Source organism: Streptomyces sp. NPDC059816 (assembly GCF_042732055.1).
Lineage (GTDB): Bacteria > Actinomycetota > Actinomycetes > Streptomycetales > Streptomycetaceae > Streptomyces.
Map to the genome: position 1 here is coordinate 38,113 of NZ_JBHWIQ010000030.1, position 21,685 is coordinate 59,797.

General features: G+C 73.3%; 21 protein-coding genes and 1 other RNA gene. 10 read left to right on the top strand and 12 right to left on the bottom strand.

Features of this window, described 5'->3' with window-relative positions; translation table 11 throughout:
- The first annotated feature begins 35 nt into the window (after positions 1–35).
- On the top strand, positions 36–1,169 hold the full coding sequence (hppD, locus tag ACFV88_RS30435) for a 4-hydroxyphenylpyruvate dioxygenase (protein WP_385495259.1): 1,134 nt from the start codon (positions 36–38) through the stop codon (positions 1,167–1,169).
- Positions 1,147–2,259, top strand: coding sequence for an alpha-hydroxy acid oxidase (locus tag ACFV88_RS30440; protein WP_385495260.1), 1,113 nt, complete (start codon positions 1,147–1,149; stop codon positions 2,257–2,259). The genes hppD and ACFV88_RS30440 overlap by 23 nt, the downstream gene beginning before the upstream one ends.
- Before the next feature lie 168 nt (positions 2,260–2,427).
- Here the strand turns inward: ACFV88_RS30440 and ACFV88_RS30445 are convergent, their stop codons facing one another.
- The 7 genes from ACFV88_RS30445 to ACFV88_RS30475 all read right to left on the bottom strand — a co-directional run bounded on the left by ACFV88_RS30445 (position 2,428) and on the right by ACFV88_RS30475 (position 8,212).
- Positions 2,428–3,435: a ParB/RepB/Spo0J family partition protein gene (locus ACFV88_RS30445; protein ID WP_385495262.1), complete on the bottom strand. Its 1,008-nt coding sequence runs from the start codon at positions 3,433–3,435 to the stop codon at positions 2,428–2,430.
- A gap of 473 nt (positions 3,436–3,908) precedes the next feature.
- Complete coding sequence (locus ACFV88_RS30450) at positions 3,909–4,523, bottom strand: hypothetical protein (protein ID WP_385495264.1); 615 nt, start codon at positions 4,521–4,523, stop codon at positions 3,909–3,911.
- Entirely contained in the window at positions 4,507–5,595 is a 1,089-nt protein-coding gene (locus ACFV88_RS30455) for a tetratricopeptide repeat protein (protein WP_385495265.1), read from the bottom strand. The genes ACFV88_RS30450 and ACFV88_RS30455 overlap by 17 nt, the downstream gene beginning before the upstream one ends.
- A gap of 210 nt (positions 5,596–5,805) precedes the next feature.
- Entirely contained in the window at positions 5,806–6,138 is a 333-nt protein-coding gene (locus ACFV88_RS30460; RefSeq protein ID WP_385495266.1) for a hypothetical protein, read from the bottom strand.
- 555 nt (positions 6,139–6,693) lie between these two features.
- An RNA gene (gene rnpB, locus ACFV88_RS30465) (RNase P RNA component class A) lies at positions 6,694–7,099 on the bottom strand.
- Between the two features lie 44 nt (positions 7,100–7,143).
- Positions 7,144–7,713, bottom strand: a complete 570-nt coding sequence (locus ACFV88_RS30470; protein ID WP_385495312.1) for a TetR/AcrR family transcriptional regulator — start codon at positions 7,711–7,713, stop codon at positions 7,144–7,146.
- A 49-nt stretch (positions 7,714–7,762) separates the two neighbouring features.
- A complete protein-coding gene (locus tag ACFV88_RS30475; protein ID WP_385495267.1) occupies positions 7,763–8,212 on the bottom strand; it encodes a DUF4260 family protein in 450 nt (149 codons plus the stop codon).
- Between the two features lie 147 nt (positions 8,213–8,359).
- Here ACFV88_RS30475 and ACFV88_RS30480 point away from each other — a divergent pair, with 147 nt between their 5' ends.
- Both ACFV88_RS30480 and ACFV88_RS30485 read left to right on the top strand, forming a co-directional pair.
- A complete protein-coding gene (locus ACFV88_RS30480; protein WP_385495268.1) occupies positions 8,360–9,148 on the top strand; it encodes a MerR family transcriptional regulator in 789 nt (262 codons plus the stop codon).
- 5 nt (positions 9,149–9,153) lie between these two features.
- Positions 9,154–9,837: a hypothetical protein gene (locus tag ACFV88_RS30485; RefSeq protein WP_385495270.1), complete on the top strand. Its 684-nt coding sequence runs from the start codon at positions 9,154–9,156 to the stop codon at positions 9,835–9,837.
- Between the two features lie 126 nt (positions 9,838–9,963).
- Here the strand turns inward: ACFV88_RS30485 and ACFV88_RS30490 are convergent, their stop codons facing one another.
- Positions 9,964–11,367, bottom strand: a complete 1,404-nt coding sequence (locus tag ACFV88_RS30490; protein ID WP_385495271.1) for an APC family permease — start codon at positions 11,365–11,367, stop codon at positions 9,964–9,966.
- A 303-nt stretch (positions 11,368–11,670) separates the two neighbouring features.
- On the opposite strand from ACFV88_RS30490, the gene ACFV88_RS30495 reads away from it, so the two are divergent.
- The 4 genes from ACFV88_RS30495 to ACFV88_RS30510 are packed head-to-tail and all read left to right on the top strand — an operon-like array spanning position 11,671 to position 15,186.
- Entirely contained in the window at positions 11,671–12,444 is a 774-nt protein-coding gene (locus ACFV88_RS30495) for a polysaccharide deacetylase (protein WP_385495272.1), read from the top strand.
- A complete protein-coding gene (locus tag ACFV88_RS30500) occupies positions 12,441–13,238 on the top strand; it encodes an SDR family NAD(P)-dependent oxidoreductase (protein ID WP_385495273.1) in 798 nt (265 codons plus the stop codon). The genes ACFV88_RS30495 and ACFV88_RS30500 overlap by 4 nt, the downstream gene beginning before the upstream one ends.
- On the top strand, positions 13,235–13,987 hold the full coding sequence (locus tag ACFV88_RS30505) for an SDR family NAD(P)-dependent oxidoreductase (RefSeq protein ID WP_385495275.1): 753 nt from the start codon (positions 13,235–13,237) through the stop codon (positions 13,985–13,987). Before ACFV88_RS30500 ends, ACFV88_RS30505 begins: the two co-directional genes overlap by 4 nt.
- Positions 13,984–15,186, top strand: coding sequence for a C45 family autoproteolytic acyltransferase/hydolase (locus ACFV88_RS30510; protein WP_385495276.1), 1,203 nt, complete (start codon positions 13,984–13,986; stop codon positions 15,184–15,186). Before ACFV88_RS30505 ends, ACFV88_RS30510 begins: the two co-directional genes overlap by 4 nt.
- Positions 15,187–15,233: 47 nt before the next feature.
- Here the strand turns inward: ACFV88_RS30510 and ACFV88_RS30515 are convergent, their stop codons facing one another.
- Positions 15,234–16,967, bottom strand: a complete 1,734-nt coding sequence (locus tag ACFV88_RS30515) for an ABC transporter substrate-binding protein (RefSeq protein WP_385495277.1) — start codon at positions 16,965–16,967, stop codon at positions 15,234–15,236.
- Between the two features lie 209 nt (positions 16,968–17,176).
- On the opposite strand from ACFV88_RS30515, the gene yaaA reads away from it, so the two are divergent.
- Positions 17,177–17,977 (top strand): peroxide stress protein YaaA, encoded by an 801-nt coding sequence (yaaA, locus tag ACFV88_RS30520; protein WP_385495278.1) that lies wholly within the window; start codon positions 17,177–17,179, stop codon positions 17,975–17,977.
- A gap of 62 nt (positions 17,978–18,039) precedes the next feature.
- A complete protein-coding gene (gene eda / locus ACFV88_RS30525) occupies positions 18,040–18,720 on the top strand; it encodes a bifunctional 4-hydroxy-2-oxoglutarate aldolase/2-dehydro-3-deoxy-phosphogluconate aldolase (RefSeq protein ID WP_385495279.1) in 681 nt (226 codons plus the stop codon).
- A gap of 23 nt (positions 18,721–18,743) precedes the next feature.
- Here eda and ACFV88_RS30530 read toward each other — a convergent pair whose 3' ends face one another.
- From ACFV88_RS30530 to ACFV88_RS30540, 3 genes are read right to left on the bottom strand one after another with little or no spacing between them, the layout of a single operon-like run.
- Positions 18,744–20,048, bottom strand: a complete 1,305-nt coding sequence (locus ACFV88_RS30530; protein ID WP_385495313.1) for a bifunctional RNase H/acid phosphatase — start codon at positions 20,046–20,048, stop codon at positions 18,744–18,746.
- 23 nt (positions 20,049–20,071) lie between these two features.
- Positions 20,072–20,815, bottom strand: coding sequence for a zinc ribbon domain-containing protein (locus tag ACFV88_RS30535; RefSeq protein ID WP_385495314.1), 744 nt, complete (start codon positions 20,813–20,815; stop codon positions 20,072–20,074).
- Positions 20,812–21,678 (bottom strand): Nif3-like dinuclear metal center hexameric protein, encoded by an 867-nt coding sequence (locus ACFV88_RS30540; RefSeq protein ID WP_385495280.1) that lies wholly within the window; start codon positions 21,676–21,678, stop codon positions 20,812–20,814. Before ACFV88_RS30540 ends, ACFV88_RS30535 begins: the two co-directional genes overlap by 4 nt.
- Positions 21,679–21,685 lie beyond the last annotated feature (7 nt).

Genomic DNA, 21,685 nt, shown 5'->3' on the forward strand with positions numbered 1-21,685 from the left:
ACAGAATTCTTTCCATTTCCCGGAAGGGGGCACGTATGCGGGACGCACCGGAGACGGCGAGCGCGCTCGGCGAACTCTCCCTCGACTACGTCGAGATCTACGTCGAGCACCTCGACGCATCAGTCAACGACTGGACCGACAAGTACGCCTTCACCGTCGTGGGCACCAGCGAGTCGGCCGAGCAGCGCAGTGTGGCCCTGCGCCACGGCGGCATCGTCCTGGTCCTCACCGAGGGCGTCTCGGAGCGCCACCCGGCCTCGCTGTACGTCCTGGCGCACGGTGACGGGGTCGCCGACATCGCCCTGCGGACGCCCGACGTGGAGGCCGCGTTCGCTGCGGCGGTCGCGGGGGGCGCCGAGGTGCGCCGGCCGCCCACCCACCACGCGGCCGGCGGGCCCCGGGTCACCGCGACGCTCCAGGGGTTCGGCGACGTCTCCCACACCCTCGTCCAACGCACGGCCGAGGAGGGACCCGGGCTGCCCGCCGGGTTCACCGCGGTGGCGCCGTCCGCGGAGCCCGTCGAGCAGTCCGCCGGCACCGACGCCGCCGACGACCTCGTCGAACTCCTCGAACTCGACCACGTCGCCGTGTGCCTGAACAGCGGCGAGCTCCAGCCGACCGTCGACTTCTACCGCGAGGCGTTGGGCTTCCGGCACATCTTCGAGGAGCGCATCGTCGTCGGCGCCCAGGCGATGGAGTCCAAGGTCGTCCAGAGCCGGTCCGGTTCGGTGACGCTGACCCTCATCCAGCCCGACCTCACCGCCGAGGCCGGCCAGATCGACGAGTTCCTCAAGGACCACCAGGGGTCGGGCGTCCAGCACCTCGCGTTCTCCTCCTCCGACGCGGTCCGCGCGGTACGGGCGCTGCGGGGTCGCGGGGTCACCTTCCTCACCACGCCCCCGGCCTACTACGACCTGTTGGGCCGGCGGATCGAGCTCGACGAAGGGCGACTCGACGCCCTGCGCGCCACCAACGTCCTCGCCGACGAGGACCACGGCGGCCAGCTCTTCCAGATCTTCACCGCCTCGACGCACCCGCGGCGCACCCTCTTCTTCGAGGTCATCGAGCGCCAGGGCGCCCAGACCTTCGGCAGCTCCAACATCAAGGCGCTCTACGAGGCCGTGGAGTTGGAGAGGACCGGGCAGCGTGGGTTCCCGAAGCAACCCTGAGGCCGTCGAGGCACACCGCCTCGACGACTTCGCACGCGCCGCCGCTTCCGTGCTGCCCCCGGAGGTGTGGGACTTCCTGGCCGGGGGCAGTGGCGCCGAGACCACGCTGGACGCCAACCGGAGCGCCCTGGACCGGATCTTCCTGGTGCCACGGGTGCTCCGGGACGTGGCGGGGTGCGAAACGGACGCCACGCTGTTGGGCCGTCCGGTGCGGATGCCGGTGGCGGTCGCTCCGGTGGCGTACCAACGGCTGGTCCACCCGGAGGGCGAAGCCGCCGCCGCCCGCGCCGCGAAGTCGGCCGGGGTGCCGTTCATCGCGAGCACCCTCAGCAGCGTGCCCGTGGAGGAGCTGACCGCGCTCGGCGGCAGCGTCTGGTTCCAGTTGTACTGGCAGCGGGACCAGGTGCGCTCCTGGGACCTGGTGCGCAGGGCGGAGGACGCCGGCTGCGAAGCCCTGGTGCTCACCGTCGACGTCCCGTGGATGGGCCGCAGACTGCGGGACGTCCGCAACCGGTTCGCCCTGCCGGACGAGGTGCGGGCGGCCCACCTCACCACGGGCGCCACCGCGCACGAGCGGACCCGCGACGGGTCCGCCGTGGCGGTCCACACCGGTCGGACCTTCTCCGCCTCGGTGACCTGGTCGACCCTGGACGAGCTGCGTCGCCGGACCCGGCTGCCACTGGTGCTCAAGGGGGTGCTGGCGCCCGAGGACGCGTTGCGCGCCGCCGAGTCGGGGGTCGACGCGATCGTGGTGTCGAACCACGGGGGCCGGCAACTCGACGGCGCCCTGCCCAGCATCGACGCGCTACCGGAGATCGCCCGGTCCGTGCCGGACCACTGCGAGGTCCTGTTCGACAGCGGCGTGCGCAGCGGGACGGACGTGCTCAAGGCCCTGGCGCTCGGCGCCCGCGGGGTGCTGGTGGGCCGGCCGCTGATCTGGGGGCTGGCCGTCGCGGGGGAGGCAGGCGCGGCGCGGGTCCTCGACCTGTTGGCCGTGGAACTCCGGGACGCCCTGGGGTTGTCGGGATGCCACGACGTGGCGGACGCCCGGCACCTGCGCACCGTGTGCGGCTCCCTGCGGGGGCGCTGACGCATCGCCCCCGCACCAAGACTCCGGCCCCCCGCCGATCGGCGGGGGGCCGGAGTCTTTCCGGTGTGGACCGCTCCTCGCCCGACCTTTCGTCCGAGTGTGCGGATTTCACGCTTGGACACCTCGGCCCCACCGGACGGCGGGGAGGTCGGGCGGTCCGGGAGCGGGTCACCCCGTCTGCACGACGTCCTCCTGGACCCGTACCGCGAAGTCCGACCAGAGGTCGGCGAACTGCCGGGCGAGGTCGGCGACCAGGTCACGGCAGTGCGGCGGGACGTTGTCGATGATGGCGTCCCACTCCTCGTTCTGGAGGGCGTGCAGTGTGAACAGGCGCAACAGGTTCCGCCCGGTGTCGCTGAAGCGCAGTGCCGGATCGGCCTTCAACCGCTTGACGAGTCCGGCCCGATCGGGATCGGGTACCGCACGGGGTCGGCCCGCCGACTGCACGGGCGCCAGGGGAACGAACTCCCCCCGCGGTTCCGGTACGGCACGCGGGGCGGTGACGCCGGACCTGCGCCCCCGTTGCCTGGGCAACAGGTCCTCCCCCTTGTTGAGGCGGCTGCGCACGTCCCGTGCCGTCTCCGGGGAGATCCCCGCCGCACGGGCCACCTGACGCAGGGACAGCCCCGGGTTCTCGGTGAGCAGACGGCCCGCCATGATGCGTCCCGCGCTGCCGTCCACCGGACGGAACCTGCCGTCCTGCCCGATGCGCTTGCCCGCCCGCTCGGGTTCCCGCAGGACCCTGCGCCGGATGTCGGCCACGGTGCCCGGCGAGATGCCGGTGACCATGGCGACCCTGCGGTCGGACCACTGGGCGTGCCAGGCGATGATGCGCTCCGCGGCGCGCTTGCGGTCGGCCAGGGTCAGGGGCAGACCGTGGGCGACGTTCAACTGGACGGCGAGCACGAACGCTTCTGCTTCGTCGCCGTCGAAGAACCGTGCCGCTATCGTGTGGCGGCCCCGGAGCCTGGCCGCGTGGAGTCGGTGTGCCCCGTCGATGACCCGCATGGTCGTCCGGTGCACGGTGATCGGTGGAAGCTCGGCCTCGGCGTCCGCCAAGGCGTGGATGTGTTCCGGTCTCTCGCCGTCGAGCCTGGGTGAGTCGGCTATGGTCAGGGACCCCAACTCCACCTGCACGACGGGCTGTTGATCGATTCCCGCTATCTCGGGCGCCACCCCAGCTCCTCAAGAACTCGTGGTCAGGCGTTCATCTCCTGATGAGCACCCCGGTGTGCTCTTCCACCGCTTCCGTCCTTAGCAAGGCAGACCCCCGTCCAGCGTCTGGTTCTCGATTCCCGTGTATGTCAAGGTCCTCGTCTCCCCCGTTGGCGTGTGGAGCAGAACATCCGGCATACCGAATATGCATGCAGCAGACCCCGCGAAATTAACATCGGCGTTTGGCAGCCGAAACCCCTGCATACCCCCTGTGGCCCACCCCTACGACGGCCGGTTCTGGCAGTCCTTCGCTGTACAGGTGTGACTTCGCCGCAAGGCGCTGACCTGTGACTTCGCCCGGTCCGGCCCGGACGCGCCGGGTGGACGCGACGGCGTAGCGACCCCGGCGCGCAAACGGTTTCGCGCCATTGCTCAAGGGTGGGTGGGGGCCACCTGGGCGATCGTTCGCGGGGTGGCTGCCCGGTCCGCCCCGGCTACCTCCGGGGACCGGCGGCGGACGGTCCGCTGGACGGGAGCGCGGGGTTCGACGCACCCGGTCCGCCCGTCCGCGGCACGGCCCGCAGGGCCGCCGCGTGCGCGGACAGTCGGTGCACACCGACGGGTGAGGCGGTGGAGCGCAGTCGGGCCGCCACGGACGACGGCATGCGGGCGCCGTGCGAGAGGTCGCCGACGAGCCGGGAACGGAGCAGTCCGACCCGGGCCAGTTCCGTACTCCGTTGCTCGGGCGAGAGCCCCTCGGCGCCGCGGCCGACGACCGCACGGACAGCGGCGGGCCGTGCGGGGACCGGGGCGGCTCCCTGGTCGGGCACCCGGTTCGGGTCGAGGCCCGCGGCACGCAACGCGGCTGCGGTCGGGCGCCCGGCGGACGTCTCGGCCGGGCGTTCCCGGCTGTCGTCCCGGCCTCGGCCGCCCCGCTCCGAACCCGGCCGGCCCGGGCTGACCGTGCGCCAACTCACCGTGCCGTTGAGTGGGTTGACGGTCACCTCGACCCGGGGACGCGGCACCCGTCGACGGTGGAGCTCGGCCGCCGTGCGGCGGCGGGTCGGACCACCACCACGGTCCCCGGGCAGGTCACTGGCCTTGGGCATGGGAGCGTCCCGTGGTCTCGTGTCGATCGGCGGACGCGCCGGCGCGTTGGAAGAGCCGGTCCATCCGGGCCCGGACCGCGTCGAGTTGTGCGGCGTCGGCGGCGGCCGGACCGCCCTCGGCTGCCAGGTCCGACCACAGGGCGATCAGCTCATGGCCCAGCGCCAGCCCTTGAGCGGGGTCCCGCAGGGCCCGCCAGGCGGCCGCGGCGCTCTGCACGCTCGCGAAGGCGCGGTCGTCGTCACGGCGTCGACGGACCCGGGCCAGCGCCATGGACAGGGCGAAGGAGCGCGGCAGATCACCCGCCAGGTACGCGATGTACGCGGCGAGCTCCCGTAGCTGGAGCACCTCCGGGTGGTCCGCACCCAGGGCCTGGGACGCCGTGCCGATGCTCTGCTCCGCCATCGCCGCGGCGGACTCGATCCGCCCCATGCTCATCGCCTCGTTGATGCGCCGGACGGGCTCCGCGAGCAGGGAGGGAACGGTGGCTCCCGCGGGTACCGGCTCGGGCGTCGGCGCCACGGAGTGCGCGGGCGGAACGGCCGGGGCGGCCGGGGCCGGTTCCGGCACGGGGGCGGGCGCCGTGGCCGGCGGCCGGGGCTCCGGGTCCGGTACCGCCCGCAGCACCGTGGTCACCCCGTCCTGCGGGGGCGCCGCCGCGGCGGCGGGCGCAGGCACGGCGGCGGGCGCAGGCACGGCCGGCAGCGCGCCCGGAGCCGCGCCGGGGACGACGGGCGCTCCCGCCGGGTTGCCCGGCAGCGGGACGGGCGGTCCGGCGAAGGCGCTCGCCCCGTCCGAGCCGACCTGGAGGGGCGTGCTGTAGCCGATCCGTTCGTCGTGGACCACGGCCGCGACCGGGTGACCGGTGGCGAGCACCAGACGGTGCAGGTAGTTCAGCACCGCGTCCTGGGGACTCTCACCGGGAGCGGCGGCGACCGGCAGCCCGCCCACCACTGCGGTCCCGTCAACAAAGACGTGCACCTCGATGGGCCGCAGCCCGGACGCGGAGGAACCCTCCCGGCCGGGCGGCGGGCTCTGCTGTCGCTTGCGTCCGCCGCGACTGAATCTGGACATCGGTTCCCTCACTGGGCGGAAGTGTCGGCGGAGAGTGGAGCGGGCACCTACGAGGCGTCGCTGCTCGGCGGGGGCGCAGTCGCGGCCTCGACGACCGTCACGTCGTCCACCCGCCACTGCTTGCCGTTGGCCGAACGTACCAGCTTGACATAGGCGTTGAGACGTGAAGTCTCCGCCCAGTACCCGGACCCACCCTCTGGACCACATTCGTCAAAGTGTACGAGGGCTGATATAGGGGTCGCGAGCAGCGGACCGCCCGGCCCCTGGGAATGAGCCCACGGGCGGGCTGAAGTGGTCGAGGTCGACGAGGATGGCCCGCCCGCGCTTCAGGGAGTCTTCGATCCGCTCCCGGGTGAAACGCGTCAGGTCCTTCTCGTACAGGGTCCGCCCGAGCTCCGAGGTGAACCGGTCCGCCGGGATGCTGTCCTCGCCCTCGGGGAGGAACTTGGCGACCTCCTCGAAGGCGGCGAGCGCGTAGGCCACCTGCGGGCGGATCGTCCGGTGCTCGGCGAGCGGGATGTTCAACAGCCGCCAGGCACGCACCTTGCCGTCCCGGGCCCCGGCCAGCAATACCGGGGGTGCCGTCGAGCACGCAGACGTCGAGGGCGACGACCTCGGCGTCAGCGGTGTCGAGTGCGGCCGATTCCTCTCCCGAGACCGCGTTCCAGACCCGGACGGGGCCGTGCGCCTCCGCGGCGGTCAGCACGGGCACGCCGTCGGCCTCACCGAGGGCGAGGGCGCTGACCTGTCCGGCGGCACGGAGTTCCAGGAGACGTCGGCCAAACGGCGCGTCACGGATCAGGATCCTCGCGTCGCGGTCGGCGGATGCGAGAGCCGTGACCGCGCCGACCGGTCCCGCCTCCCAGGTGCGTACCGTCCGGTCCTCTCCGTCGGAGGCCACGATGCCGTCGGTCATGGGGAGGAGTTGATGGGGGGAGACGGGGCAGGCGGTGACGGCGACATCCGCACCCTGCGCGGGCGTCGACTGACGAAGTCGGCGTACGCCTTCCGGTTTCGGTCGACGTTCCGACGATCAAGCCGGAGCGGCCCGGCTCGCCTCGCTGACCTGTGATGTCACTGGTCAGAGGCGTTGAGCGGCAGACGAGTCGGGCATACGCCGGGTTCTGTTCCCCGGGGCCTCGCGGCCATCGGGGCGACGGCCATCCATCTAGGACCGACGTTGCCGCCGGCCTCGTGCGGTCTACCCGCGGACTCGGGCGGGCAGCCCTCGAACGTCCGCGCAGGAGCACCGGAGTGCTCCCTCTTGACCTTGCTCCGGGTGGGGTTTACCTAGCTGCCCAGGTCACCCTGGGCACTGGTGGTCTCTTACACCACCGTTTCACCCTTACCTGGTCCCGTACGGATACGGTCCCCGGCGGTCTGTTTTCTGTGGCACTGTCCCGCGGGTCACCCCGGGTGGCCGTTAGCCATCACCCTGCCCTGTGGAGCCCGGACGTTCCTCGGGAGCATCTCGCGATGCCCACGCGGCCGTCCGCCCGGCTCGTCTGCCGTACGCACATGGTACCCGGGCCGGGCGCCCGCGGCGGGTCAGCGTTCCAGGGTGCGTACGCCCGCCCGCCAGGTCGCCGCGAGGTCGGCGTCGTCCGGGAACCGGCCGTGGATCTCCAGGCTCACCATGCCGTGCGCGAAGGCCCACACGGCGCGGGCCCGGTCCACGTCGTAGTCGCAGGCCCGCATCAGGGGCATGGCCGCCCGGGCCTCCAGACCCTCGGGCAGGGCGTGGCGGGGCAGCGGGCGTTCCGTGGCGAGGAGGTAGACGTGCGGGTGCGCGAGCGCGTCGGCCCGATAGGCCCGGGCGAGGGCGGCGAGGAGCGTGCGGGGCTCGTCGACGGCCGCCCCGGGCTCGGGTACGAACGGCGCGGACCGCGCGAAGCGCTCCTCGGCGGCCTCCAGCGCCTCGGCCGTCTCCAGCAGTCCGAGGGCGATCACCTCGGCCTCGACGGCCGCCTTGTCCGGGAAGTGCTTGTACAGCGAGGGCGCCTTGATGCCGAGGTGGTCTGCGAGCGCCCGCATGGTGAGGGCGGCGGGGCCCGACTCCTCCACGAGGGCGCGCGCGGCCAGGACGATCTCCCGACCCCGGGGGGTGAGGCGGGACAGCGGGTCCCGTGCGCCCGGGGGGAGCTCCGTCGTCGCGCCCGTGTGCCGTTCAGCCACGCTGGAAACCGTCCTTCGTCCGCAGTCCGTACCCGAAGGCGCGATCGTACGAGATGTGGGCGAGCCACCCGCACAGGCCCGCGAAGAGGGGGGCCCACTCCTTGGGGGCGGCGAACGCGTAGAGGACCGCGAGGCCGAGCGGGATCATCGCCCGGTGCGCGAGGTTGTAGTACGGGACGGCGCGGGGCGGCAGTTGGCCCCGGACGAGACCGCCTTGTTCGCGGATGCCGACCAGCAGGGCCAGGTCGGGCGCGACGGCGAAGAGCAGGGCCGTGCCGCCGGCGAGCCAGCCGTGGTTGACGCCCTCCAGGACGGCGAACGCGGTCCAGAAGAGGGCGGCAGCGAACCAGGCGACCCGGAGCGCGGGGGCGGGCACGGCCCGGGTGCGTCCACCGGGCGCGGTGCGGGTGCTCCAGCTGGGTTCGGTGGCGGTGGTGGTCACGAGGGCTCCTCGAAGGGGTGGGGGTGTCGCGCCCGGAGGTCGCCGACAACCGCAGCTAACGTCGTTAGCCACACAGTAAAGCTAACGTCGTTAGCCGTCAATCGACGGGCTTGACCCTGCCGCAGCGTCAACGTTTCTACTGGGGGCATGCGAATCGGAGAGATCGCCTCGGTCGTCGGCGTCACCACCCGCGCCATCCGCCACTACCACCACCTGGGGCTGCTACCGGAACCCGAGCGACGGGCCAACGGCTACCGCGACTACGCGCTGCGGCACGCGGTCGCGCTGGCCCGGATACGCCGCCTGACCGAGCTGGGCCTCGGACTCCCCGAGGTGCGCGACGTCATCGCGGACGACGCGGGCCGGGAGCTGGCCGAGGTGCTGACCGAACTGGACGAGGACCTGGCCGGGCAGGAAGTGGCGCTGCGCGAGCAACGACGACGCGTGGGCGCCCTGTTGACCGAGGCCAGAGCGGGGCGGGTGTCGGCGGACGGCCCGGTGTCCCCCCAGCTCACCGGGCTGCTCGGCGAGTTGGCGGCGTCACGACCGGACGCCCCGGCGTCCCCGATGGCGGTGAAGGACCGGGAACTGCTGATCCTGCTGGACTCCGCCACCTCGGGCGACGACCGGGCCCCACTGGTCTCCGTGCTCGGGGAGATGACGCAGACGCCGGGGGCGGCGGACCGGGCCCACGAGGTGTACGCCCTGCTGGACGACCTGGCGGAGGCGGACGCCGCCGACCCCCGGGTGGACGAGGCGGCCCGGGCCCTGGCCGCGCTCCTGCCCCCGTCGCTCGCGGAGCACATGACGGACGCGGCGCCGACCGCGGGCGACGGGGCCCCGCCGGGCCTGATGGACTCGGTCCTCGCGGAGTTCGCCCCCGCCCAGGCCGCAGCGGTGCACCGCGCCATCGCCCTCTTCCTGGCGGACCGGTGAGCGGCGTGAGCGACCTGAACGCGAACGGGACGGCGACCGGGGCCGAGCAGGGGGACGGGCCGGAGGAGGCACGGGAAGCGGGGCGGAAGCGAGCGCCGCGGGCTCCCGGCGCCCTGGGACGGATCGTGCGGCACGAGGGGCGCGTCCTGCACGCCCACGTCCTGTGGATGACCCGCCGGCGGAACGGGGTCGGAGCGGGGCACCGGGCCTTCGGCTACGCGAAGGGCCAGGCCGCGATCGTCTACGGCGTCGCCTTCGCCTGCCTGGTCGAAACGGTGGGCATCTCCTATCTGCTACGTGACCTGCCGGTCCTCCACGGGGTAATGCTGGTGCTCGACGTGTACACGCTCCTGATGGTCCTGGGGCTCCAGTCGGCGGCCGTCACCCGTCCGCACGTCCTCTCCGCCACCGAGCTGCGGGTGCGCAAGGGCGCCGCGGTCGACCTGCGCATTCCGTTCGCGGAGATCACCGCGGTGCGTCGAGGGCTGCGCACCTCCCCCGAGCGGCCACCGGGCGAGCTGGTCCTGGACGTCGGCGCGTTGACCAACGTCACCCTGGAGCTGGCGACCCCGCTGACCCACACCACGCTCCTCGGCCGCACGGAGTCCTTCTCGGTCCTCCATCTGTACGCGCAGGACCCGGACGCCCTGGTCGGCGAGGTGCGTGCCGCGGTGGCCGCCACCGGCTGAGCCCGTGCAGGACGCGCAAACGGGCAGACGCGCAGAACGCACGGACACACGAGCGCCCCGCCCGGGTCCCACGGAGAGGTGGGGGGTGCCCGGGGCGGGGCGCGGGGTCGTGGGGCGGCCGGTCGATCAGCTCACGGGGTCCGCCGTGGTCTCGCGGTGGGCTCCCGGGACGCCCGGGGTGAGGTCCTCGTCCTCCATGCCCATGTGCAGCTCCGGCGGGCGGCGGGTGAAGAACCGGGTGGTGATCGCGAGCAGCACCACGCCGACCGCCATCCAGACCAGGCCGACGACGAAGGTCTCACCGGTCAGGCTGGTCCACAGCCACACCGTGCTGGCGAAGCCGAGGCCCGGCAGCAGGCCGTTGATCAGGAGCGAGCGGGGGGTCAGCGAACGCTTGGGGCCGGTCAGGTAGTGCTTGATCACGCTGAGGTTGACCATCGAGAACGCGGCCAGCGCACCGAAGTTGATCATCACGACGGCCTGGTCCAGGGTGAGGGCCACCGAGAGCAGGGCAACCGTCGAGACGGCGATCAGCGCACCGACCGGGGTGCCGAAGCGGGGGTTCAACCGGCCGAAGACCCGCTGCGGCAGCAGTCCGTCACGGCCCATCGAGAAGATGATCCGCGAGACGCTCGCCTGGGAGACCATCGCCGAACCGATGCAGCCCATCACGTAGACGACGGTGAACGCCGTGCTCATCGCGCCGCCGCCGACGGTGCGCATCAGCTCCGCGCCCGCCGAGTCGGGGTCGGTGAAGTTGTTGTCGGGGCGGACCAGGGCGCCGACCCAGGCGACCAGGATGAACAGGCCGCCGCCGATCGCGGTGGTGAGGATGATGCCGAGCGGAACGGTCCGGCGCGGGTTGTGGGCCTCCTCCGCGAGGGTGGACACCGCGTCGAAGCCGAGGAAGCTGAGCGCGAGGATCGCGGCGCCGCCCGCCAGCAGCGACCACTGGTCGGAGGCGGGCACGAAGGAGTCGAAGAGCTCACCGGCCGGGACGTTGGACTTGGCGCCGGCCAGGGCGACGAAGACGGCCAGCAGCACGGCCGTGGCACCCATGATGATCGCGGTGACCTTGCTGACGAACTTCACCCCGATGACGTTGAACGCCAGCACCAGCAGCAGCGCCAGGACGCTCCACACGCCCTGCGGGACGCCCGGGAACTGGGCGTGCAGGTAGATGCCCGCGAGCAGGAACGACACCATCGGCAGGAACAGGTAGTCCAGCATCAGGGTCCAGCCGGTCAGAAAACCGACGTGACCGCCGAAGACCTTTTGCGAGTACTTGTAAGCGGAACCCGCTGCCGGGAAACTCCGCACCATTCGCCCGTAGCTGTGCGCGGTCAACAGCATCACCGCGAGCGCCAGTACATAGGCGGCCGGAAGGTGCCCGCCGGTTTCCGCGCCCACGATTCCGTACGTGGTGAACACGGCTACCGGGGACATGTAAGTCAGACCGAACAGAACGATCGCGGGCAGCCTCAGGACTCTCGTCAGCTGGGGTGCTTTCTCCGTCGTGGTACTGGACACCGGCTTGATTCCTCTCCGCGCCCGTCGGTTCAACGGGGTTCCATCGATTCCCGAAGGGTGGCAAACCGCGGCGGTGACCGACATACGCAACTGTACGTATGGCCCCGCCGGGGCCCGGTGCTCGGCTCCCGGGGCGCGCTGCCGTCGGCGCGGCTCGTACGTAATCTTACGGAGTTCGCCCCGCGACCTGGGCCGATACCGTGTTCCTCAATCCCGCGACCCGTTCCCGCGAGGGGACCTGCGGTGCGATCCCGCGAGCGATGAGAGGACCCCTACATGTGGCCTGTGGGCTGTAGAGCGGCCATGGCGGTGACCGTCGACTTCGACGCCGATGAATTGTGGCTCGCCGAGGACCCCGCGAACGCCGCCCGCCCCGGAGTTCTCTCCCAGGCGCGGTACGGCGCCCGGACCGCCGTGCCGGAACTCCTCCAGATCTTCGCCCGGCTCGATATTCCGGCGACGTTCTTCGTGTGTGGCGGGGACGCCGTTCGCTATCCCGACGTACTGGAATCCGTTGTCGCCCACGGACACGAGATCGGTCACCACGGATACACCCATCGCTCCCCGCACCTCATGGCCCGGGACGAAGAGGAAACGGAACTCGTCCGCGGATTGGAAGCACTGCGGCCGATCGCCGGTGAGATCCACGGTTACCGGTCGCCGTCCTGGGACATCAGCGGGAACACGCTGGAACTGCTGGCCGCGCACGGGTTCTCGTACGCGTCGAACATGATGGACGCCGTCCGGCCCTACACGCACCCCGGTCACGGGCTGGTGGAGGTGCCCGTGCACTGGTCGTTGGACGACGCGCCGCACTTCTGGTTCGACGCGACGAGTTGGAACAAGACGATGCGGTCGGCCCGGGAGGTCGCCGAGGTGTGGGAGGAGGAGACCTCCGCGATCCATGCCGGCGGGGGCCTGGTCACGCTGACCGTGCACCCGCAGATCATCGGACGGCCCGGGCGGCTGCGGATGCTGGAGGCGTTCTTGACCCGGCTGCGTGCGGACGACGGGATCTGGTTCGCGCGCGGCGAGGAGATCGCCGCCGCCGTGCGGGCCGTCGAGGTGGCGGCGTGAGCGGGGCGGGGGCCGGGGCCGGGGCCGACCGACGCCGTACCGCCCTGGTCACCGGGGCGGCGCGGGGCATCGGGCTGGCCGTGGCGCAGCGGCTGCTCGGCGGCGGCTGGAACGTGCTGCTGGCCGATGTGGACCCCGAGGTCGAAGCGGTGGCCCGGCGACTGGATCCGACGGGGCGGCAGGCGGTCGGGGTCGTCGTGGACGTGGCTCAGGAGGCGGGCGCCGAGCGGATGGCGGCCCGGGCCGTCGAGGTGTTCGGTGCGGTGGACGCGCTGGTCGCCAATGCGGCCGTGGGCGGTCCCGACACCCCGCTGCTGGAGACCTCCGACGAGGCCGTGCGCCGGGTGTTCGAGATCAACTTCTTCGGGGTGCTGCGCTGTGCGCGGGCCGTCGCACCGCTGCTGGGACGAGGGGACGAACGCGGTCGGATCGTGGTGCTCGGCTCCCTGTTCGCCCAGGTGCCGACGCCCGGTGCGGGCGCCTACAGCGCGTCGAAGGCGGCCGTGCAGTCGCTGATGGCGACCCTGTCGGTGGAGTTGGCGCCGGTGGCCACGGTCAACTCCGTGGCGCCGGGCTACATCATGACCGAGATGCACCGCGAGGAGCTGGCCGCCCGGGCCCGTCGCAGCGGTCGCACCCCCGACCAGGAGCGGCAGCGGGTGGCCGCCGAGGTTCCCCTGGACCGGCACGGTACGGGCGACGACGTCGCGGACGCCGTGCACTTCCTGCTGTCCGGGGCCCACTACGTGACCGGCCAGACCATCAACGTCAACGGAGGAGTGCTCACCTCATGAGCGTCACACCCACCGATCCGGGCGCCCCGGCGCCCCGCCGGCTGCTCGTCACCGGCGCCGGTTCCGGCATCGGCCGGGCCACCGCCGACCTGGCGCGGGGCCTCGGCTGGTCCGTCGTCGGGCTGGACCTGCGGCCCACCGAGGACGCCCCGTACCCCGTGCTCGCCTGTGACGTGAGTGACGAGCGGTCCGTGCAGGAGGCGTTCGACGGTGCGGCCCGACGCTGGCAGGGGCGGGCACCGGACGCGGTGGTGCACTGCGCGGGCGTCTACCGTTTCCGGGCCGCCACCGCGACGGGCGCCGCCGACTGGGACTCCGTCGTCGGGCTCAACGCCCGCGGTTCGATGCTGGTGGCCGCGGCAGCGGCCCGACAGATGATCGACGGGGGCGCCGGCGGCAGCATCACCCTGCTGTCCTCGATCGCGGCGGCCCGTGGTGACGCGGGCGAGCCGAGCGCGGCGTACAGCGCCAGCAAGGGTGCGGTGGAGGCCCTGACGCGACAGCTCGCCGTGGAGTGGGGGCCCAGCGGCATCCGCTGCAACGCCGTGGCACCGGGCGTGATCGACACCCCGATGACGACGGTGTCCGGTGACCCGGAGGCGTTCGCCCAGGTCCTCCAGCGCATTCCGGCCCGGCGGCTCGGTTCGGCCGAGGAGGTCGCACGGGTCTGCGTGTTCCTCGCGTCCGAGGAGTCCTCGTACGTCAGCGGCGTCGTGGTGGCCGTCGACGGCGGGCAGGGCGCGGCATGAGCGGCGGGGCGCGGGCCGCGCACGTCGCGTACGCGCCGGCGCTGGTGATCCGGACGGAGGGCGGGCCGCTGGAGCGGGGCCGCCAGTACGGGGCCGCGGCGAAGGAACAGGTGCAGGCGAGCCTGACCGCGTACGAGGAGGTGTACGCGAAGTTCGCCGGGCTGACGTGGTCCGGGGCGAGGGAGCTCGCGGAGTCGTTCCTGCCCGCGCTGGAACGGTTCGAGGCGGTGCACCTGGCGGCGGACGGGCCGCGCGCCGGGGCCGGCTACCTCGCGGAGATGCGGGGCGTGGCCGAGGGCGCGGGGGTGTCCTTCGAGGACGTGCTCGCGCTGAACCTGCGGACCGAGATCCTGTTCTCCGGGAAGGCCCGGAAGATCGCGGCGGCCCGGGCCGCGGGCGCGGGGCGTCCGCCCGCCGAGTGCACGTCCTTCTGCGATCTGCGGGGCGCGGAGCCGATCGTGGGGCAGAACTGGGACTGGATCCCGTTCTCGCACGACACGGTGGTGGTGCTGGAGTCCGTGCCGGACCGCGGGCCGCGGTGGGTGTCGGTGGTCGAGGCGGGGCTGCTCGCGAAGTTCGGGATGAACGCGGCGGGGGTCACCGTCCTCACCAACGCCCTGGTCACCTCGCGGGACGTCGGTGAGGTGGGGGTGCCGTACCACCTGATGCTGCGGGCGCTGCTGGACTCCCCGTCGGTCGAGGAGGGCTTGGCGCTGCTGGACCGGGTCGAGCGGTCGTCCTCCGCCAACTACCTGCTGGTGGGGGACGGTCGCGCCGTGGACGCGGAGACCCGTCCCGGTGGGCGGGCGGAGGTCCATCGGACGCCCGTGGAGAGCGGGCAGTACCTGGTGCACGCGAACCACTTCCACGGCGGCGACGGGGAGTTCGGGTCGGTCGCGGAGGACCTCGGTCCCCGGGTGATGCCGGATTCGCCGTTCCGGCGGGCCCGCGGCGAGCAGACGGCCGAGTTGATGCCCGAGCCGTCGGTGGCCGGCTGGCACGAGGTGCTGAGCGACCACGAGAACTTCCCCGACTCCCTGTGCTGCCACCCCAATGCTGCCGAGCACCCGTTGGAGCAGGGGTCGACCGTCGCCAGCGCGATCTTCCTGCCCCAGCGGCAGGAGATGCACCTGGCGTTGGGGCACCCGTGCACGGTGCCCCGGGTCGCGTACGCGTACGCGGAGTTCTTCGCGGAGTGACGCGGCGGCCGTGCGGTCGGGCAGGGCCGTGCCGTCGGGCAGGGCCGTCAGGCCGGGAGGGGAAGGAGCTCCTGGCCGGCGGTGGAGAGGCGGTACGTACGGATCGGCTGGGAGAGGCTGGCGTCCCCGGAGTCGTACGGGTAGCCGGAGACCGCCTGACCGGGCGAGGCGAACAGGTACGTGCCGTTGACCCCGCGGTACGCCGAGTCCCGGAGGTACGCGCCGACCGCCTCGGGGCGCAGCGAGCCCGTGATCGAGAACGCGGCGTGCACCATCCGCACCTGGTCGTACGCCGCGCTGGCCTGACTGCGGCCGGGCGGGACGCCGAAGGCGCGGGCGTAGCGCTCGCTGAAGCGCAGCCCGAGGGGGTCGTCGGGGCGGCCGGTGACCGTGGACCAGATGACCTGTCCCCCGCGGTGCTCGATGCGGCGGGCGAAGCCCGGCACCGACGGGGTGTAGATGTGGTAGGTGAGCTGGTGGGGCCGGTGCCGGGTGATCGCGTTCTGGAGCGCCGCGGCGGTCTCCACGCTCAGGTGGGAGACGACGACCAGGTCGGGCCGGTCGTGGACGACCTCCTTGACCAGGTCGTCCACGTGCTCGACGGTGAGTCCGACCCGGTGCGTGGAGGTCACGGTCCAGCCCGCCTCGCGCACCCGTGCGGTGAAGGTGTCGTCGGTGATCGCGCAGCCGTAGCCGTCGAGTTCCACGATGGCGACCCGGGGCGGGGCGCCGCCCTCGGCCCGTTGACCGCGCAGGTAGGCGAGGAGGGCGGACTGGTACGCGGTCTCCGAGGGGCAGGTCTGGAAGACGTGTCCGAGGCGGCGGGGGTCGGCGCGGACCGCGTCGACGCTGCGGGTCCAGGTGTTGGTGTGCAGGAAGGTCCGCCCGAAGTCGGCGGCGAACCCGAAGACGGCGGGGCTCAGGGCGCTGGCGTAGCTGCTGGTGACGGCGTCGACGTCGGCCTCGGCGAGTTCGGCGAGGGCGTCTTCGACCGATGCGGGGTCGAAGGGGTCGATGTGCACGGTCAGGTGCTCCACGGAGCGTCCGTGGTCGTGGCGCAGTGCGTTGATGTCCCGGACGGCGAGGGCGGCGCCGCGCGCGGACTCCCGTCCGTCGGCGGCGAACGCCCCGGCGACGACGATCGTGCCGATCCGGACGGTGGCCCGTCCGGCGCGCCCGGTGGCGGGGTGGTGACGGCGGCTGCGGCGGGCGACCGGGAGGCCGACGACGGTCGCGGCGTGGCGTTCGATGTCGAGGACGCGGATGCCGGAGCGGTGCTCGACCCCGCCGGGGATGGGCAGCCGGATGAGGTCGCGGTCCACGGCGAGGGCGCTGAGTCCGGCGCGGGAGTCCTGGCCGAGCTTCTTCAGGAGGCGTTCGACCTGGGTGGTGACGGTGCGGATGCTGGTGCCGAGGCGGCTGGATATTTCGCGGTTGGAGAGTCCGAGGGCGACCAGCGAGATGATGTCGACCTCGCGGGCGGTGAGCCCGGAGGGCGGCCCGGTCAGCGGGGTGGTCCGCAGGGTGACGACGGGCTCCTCCTGGGGCGCGGTGCTCAGTTCCAGGTGGCACAGGGCCCAGTCGCCGTCCTCGCACCACAGGAAGCGGGCGTCGGTAAGCTGCGCCCGCTGGAATCCGGCCACCCGGCGCAGCAGGGCCGGGCTGACCCCCTCGGCGGCGGCGCGCGGCGGCTGGTCCGGGGCGGTGGGGGCGGGGAAGGTGACGTCCCAGGTGAGCGCGGTCCGAGCCGGGACGGGCACCGGGGGCTGTGGCAACGGCACGGTCTGTTCCTTCCTTGCGCCGGGACGGTCCGCACCCAGGCCGACCGTGCGACAAAACCCCCGCGTACGCACCCTAAACGGTCGGCCGCACCCTGGGCCAGGGACGTTGGTCTCTGACCGCGGGCCGCGGCCGGGCGGGGGGCCGCGGAGCGCTTAGGCTGGGCGGCCGGGGTCGGTCGCCCCGGTCACTTCGCGCCACTGGAGAAGCCGTGCTCGTGCTGTTGCCGCCGTCGGAAGGCAAGGCCGCCGCCGGCCGGGGAGCCCCGTTGAAGGCGGAGGGGTTGTCGCTGGCGGGGCTCGCGCCGGCGCGGGAGGCGGTGCTCGACGCGCTGGTCGGGCTGTGTCTGGGGGACGAGGACGCGGCGCGGGCGGTGCTCGGGCTGAGCGAGGGGCAGCGGGCGGAGGTCGGGAAGAACGCGACGCTGCGCACGGCGGGCGCCCGACCGGCCGGTGAGCTGTACACGGGGGTGCTGTACGACGCGCTGGACCTGGCGTCGCTGGATGCGGCGGCCAAGCGGCGGGCGACCCGTTCGCTGCTGGTGTTCTCCGGGCTGTGGGGGGCCGTGCGCGTCAGCGACCGGATTCCCCCGTACCGGTGTGCCATGGGCGTGAAGCTGCCGGGGCTCGGCGCGCTGGGCGCCTTCTGGCGGCCGGTGATGGCCGAGGTGCTGCCCACGGCGGCGGACCGGGGCCTGGTGCTCGATCTGCGTTCGTCGGCGTACGCGGCGGCCTGGAAGCCGAAGGGCGAGGTCGCCTCGCGGACGGCGACCGTGCGGGTGTTGCACGCCCAGGTGGTGGACGGGGTGGAGAAGCGGTCGGTGGTGAGCCACTTCAACAAGGCGACGAAGGGGCGGATCGTGCGGAGCCTGCTGTCCGCGGGTGCGGAGCCGAAGGGGCCCGCGGAGCTCGTGGGGGCGCTGCGGGACCTCGGGTACCTGGTGGAGGCGCAGCCGCCGGCGCGGGCGGGTGCCCCGTGGTCGTTGGACGTCGTGGTGACCGAGATCCACTAACACGTTGCAGCATGCGCAACACGCTTTGCGCATGCTGCTCCTCGGGCGGCAGGATGGGCGCCATGACTTCCTCGCAGCCCGCCCCGCCCCCGCCCGCCTCCGGTGCCCGCGGTTCCGCTCCGACCTCCGTGCTGGACCTCGCGCCGGTCATTCCGGTGGTCGTCGTGCAGGACGCCGCCGACGCCGTACCGCTGGCGCGGGCCCTGGTCGACGGCGGACTGCCGGCCATCGAGGTGACCCTGCGCACCCCCGCGGCGCTGGACGCGATCCGGGCCGTCGCCGAAGGGGTCCCGGACGCGATCGTCGGGGCCGGCACGGTGACCCGTCCGGAACACGTGGCCGCCGCGGTGGCCGCCGGGGCGCAGTTCCTGGTCAGCCCCGGTTGGACGCCCGCGCTGCTGGACGCGATGCGGGAGTCCGGGGTGCCGTTCCTGCCGGGGGTGTCCACCACCTCGGAGGTCGTGGCGCTGCTGGAGCGGGGGGTCAGCGACATGAAGTTCTTCCCGGCCGAGGCCGCCGGCGGCACCGCCTACCTCAAGTCCCTGGCCGGACCGCTGCCACAGGCCCGCTTCTGCCCCACGGGCGGCATCGGCGTCGCGACGGCCCCGTCCTACCTGGCGCTGCCCAACGTGGCGTGCGTGGGCGGCTCCTGGATGCTCCCCGAGGCCGAGGTGCGGGCCGGCGCCTGGGACCGCGTCGAGGCCCTGGCCCGCGAGGCCGCCGCACTGGCCACCGCCCGCTGATCACCTGCGCTGACGGCATGCCGTCAGCGCAGGTGGGACGTTTCGTTGAGCAGCCGCACGCTCGCGTTGCCGTCCTGGAAGTAGGCGACGACCGAGAGCGCTGCGGCGGACAGCTCCATCCGGAACAGGGCCTGGGGCGGGGCCCCCAGTGCGAGACGCACCAGGGTCTTCACCGGTGTGACGTGGGTGACCACCAGCACGGTGCGGCCCGCGTACCGGGCGAGCAGCCGGTCCCGCGCCCGCTCCACCCGCTCGGCGACCGCGAGGAAGCTCTCGCCGCCGCCCGTGGGACGGACCGCCGGATCGGCGAGCCAGGCCGTCAGGTCGTCTGGGTACTCCTCCCTGACCTGGCCGAAGGTCAGGCCCTCCCAGGCCCCGAAGTCGGTCTCGCGCAGATCGTCGTCGACGGCCACCGGCAGCCCCAGCCGGTCGGCGGCGGCCCCGGCGGTCTCCCGGCACCGCTTCAACGGTGAGGAGACGATCGCCTGGACGGTGCCCCGGGCGGCCAGCGCCTCGGCGGTGAGCGCCGCCTGTGCACGGCCCACCTCGGACAGCGCGGGGTCGCCGCCCCCGCTGCCGGAGAACACCTTGGACGGCGTCAGCGGCGTCTCGCCGTGCCGCAGCAGCACGAACGTCGCGGGCGGGCCCATGTCGGCGGAGGGGCCCCAACCGGTGCTCGGCGCCTGCCGGGTCCCGTTCGGGGCGGCGGCACTGATGTTCTGCGCGGCCCGCAGGTCGGCACGGGCCTTGACCTCCCCGGCCGAGGAGGCGCCCTCCGACGCCGATGCGGCGGTCCCCGCGGCGGCGGCCAGGGCGGCGCGCGCCCTCGCCGCGCCGGCCGCCGCGTCACCGGGCTCGCGCACCGGCGGACGGACCTCGCCGAGGTCGGCGGTGGAGGTGGACGGCGACCACTGCTCGCCCCGCTTGCCGGCGTCCATCGCCTCGTTGGCGAGCCGGTCCGCGTGCTTGTTGTGCTCGCGCGGGATCCACTCGTACGTGACCCGCCCGGCCGGGTAGACCGCGGCGGCCTCGGCGGCGAGCGGCTTCATGTCGGGGTGCTTGATCTTCCAGCGGCCCGACATCTGCTCCACGACGAGCTTGGAGTCCATCCGGACCCGCACCGGGACACCGGGGTCGAGCGCGTGCGCGGCACGGAGCCCCGCGATCAGCCCCCGGTACTCGGCGACGTTGTTCGTGGCGACACCGATGTACTCGGCGGCCTCCGCGAGGGCCTCCCCGCTCGCCGCGTCGATGACGACGGCGCCGTAGCCCGCGGGACCCGGGTTGCCCCGGGAACCGCCGTCGGCCTCGACCACGAACTCCCGCACCGCAGACGACACGAACGCTTCCCCTACAGGCCGGAGTCGGCGGTGCGGACCAGGATGCGGCGGCAGTTCTCGCACCGCACGACCGTGTCGGAGGGCGCGCGGCGCACGTCGTTCAGCTCGGTGATGTTGAGTTCCAGACGGCAGCCCTCGCAGCGGCGCTGGAAGAGGCGGGCCGCACCGATGCCGCCCTGCTGCTCGCGCAGCTTGTCGTACAGCTTGAGCAGGTCGGCCGGGATCGTGGCCGCGATCAGCCCGCGCTCCTTGGTGGCCGTCGCCGCCTCGGCGTCGAGCTCGCCGCTGGCGGCGTCCCGGCGGGCGGTGGCGTCGTCGGTCTTGGCCTGCACGGCGGTGACCCGGGCGGTCAGCTCGGTGACCCGCTCCTGGGCGGACTCACGGCGCTCCATGACCTCCAGGACGATGTCCTCCAGGTCGCCCTGGCGCCTGGCGAGCGAGGTGATCTCGCGCTGGAGGCTCTCCAGGTCCTTGGGGCTGGAGACGGCACCGGAGTCCAGCCGCTGCTGGTCGCGGGCGGCGCGCTGACGGACCTGGTCGACGTCCTGCTCGGCCTTGGTCTGCTCCCGGGCGCAGTCGCTCTCCTCGGTCTGCGCGGCGACGAGCAGGTCACGGAGCTGGGCGAGGTCCTTGCCCAGCGATTCGATCTCTGCGTGCTCGGGCAGCGACCTCCGTTTGTGGGCGAGCTGCTGGAGCCGGACGTCTAGGGCCTGGACGTCGAGGAGTCGGAGCTGGTCGGCTGGCGCGGCGTTCAGTTGGGGGCTCCCGGGTCGTTGGTGGTGACGAGTGGTGGTGCGGACGCCGCGTGGGCGGTCCAGGGGTCGGTGACCGTGCGGGAGACGTAGGTGCGCAGTCCCCAGCCGTGCCGGTCGGAGATCGTGTCGAGCTGGGCGGCGGCCAGCTCGCACCAGGGCCATTCGGTGGCCCAGTGGGCGGCGTCGAGCAGCGCGAGGGGGCTGTGCTCCCGCGCTTCGGACACCGGGTGGTGGCGCAGGTCCGCGGTGAGGAAGGCGTCGACGCCCGCCGCCCGCACGTCGTCGAAGAGGCTGTCGCCGGAGCCGCCGCTGACGGCGACGGTCCGGACGGGCGCGTCGGGGTCGCCGGCGACCCGGATGCCCTGCGCGGTGGCGGGCAGCCGCTCGGCGGCCCGGGCCGCGAGCTCGCGCACGGTCATCGGGCGGTCGGGTTCGCAGATCCGGCCGAGGCCGCGGCGGCCCGTCGGGTCCGTGGGATCGGGCACCAGCGGGCCGGTGACCCTCAGGTCCAGGGCACCGGCGAGGGCGTCGGAGACCCCCGGGTCGGCGCGGTCGGCGTTGGTGTGGGCGACGAGCAGCGCCACGTCGTGCTTGATCAGCGTGTGCACGACGCGGCCCTTGAAGTGGGAGGCCGCGACGGTGGTGGTGCCGCGCAGGTAGAGCGGGTGGTGGGTGACCAGCAGGTCGACGCCGAGCCGGACCGCCTCGTCGGCGATCTCCTGGACGGGGTCGACGGCGAACAGGACCCGGCGCACCTCGGCGTCGGGGTCGCCGCAGACGGGTCCGACGGCGTCCCACCCCTCGGCCCGCTCGGGGGGCCACAGGGCGTCGAGCGCGGCGATGACTTCAGACAGGCGGGGCACGGAGCTA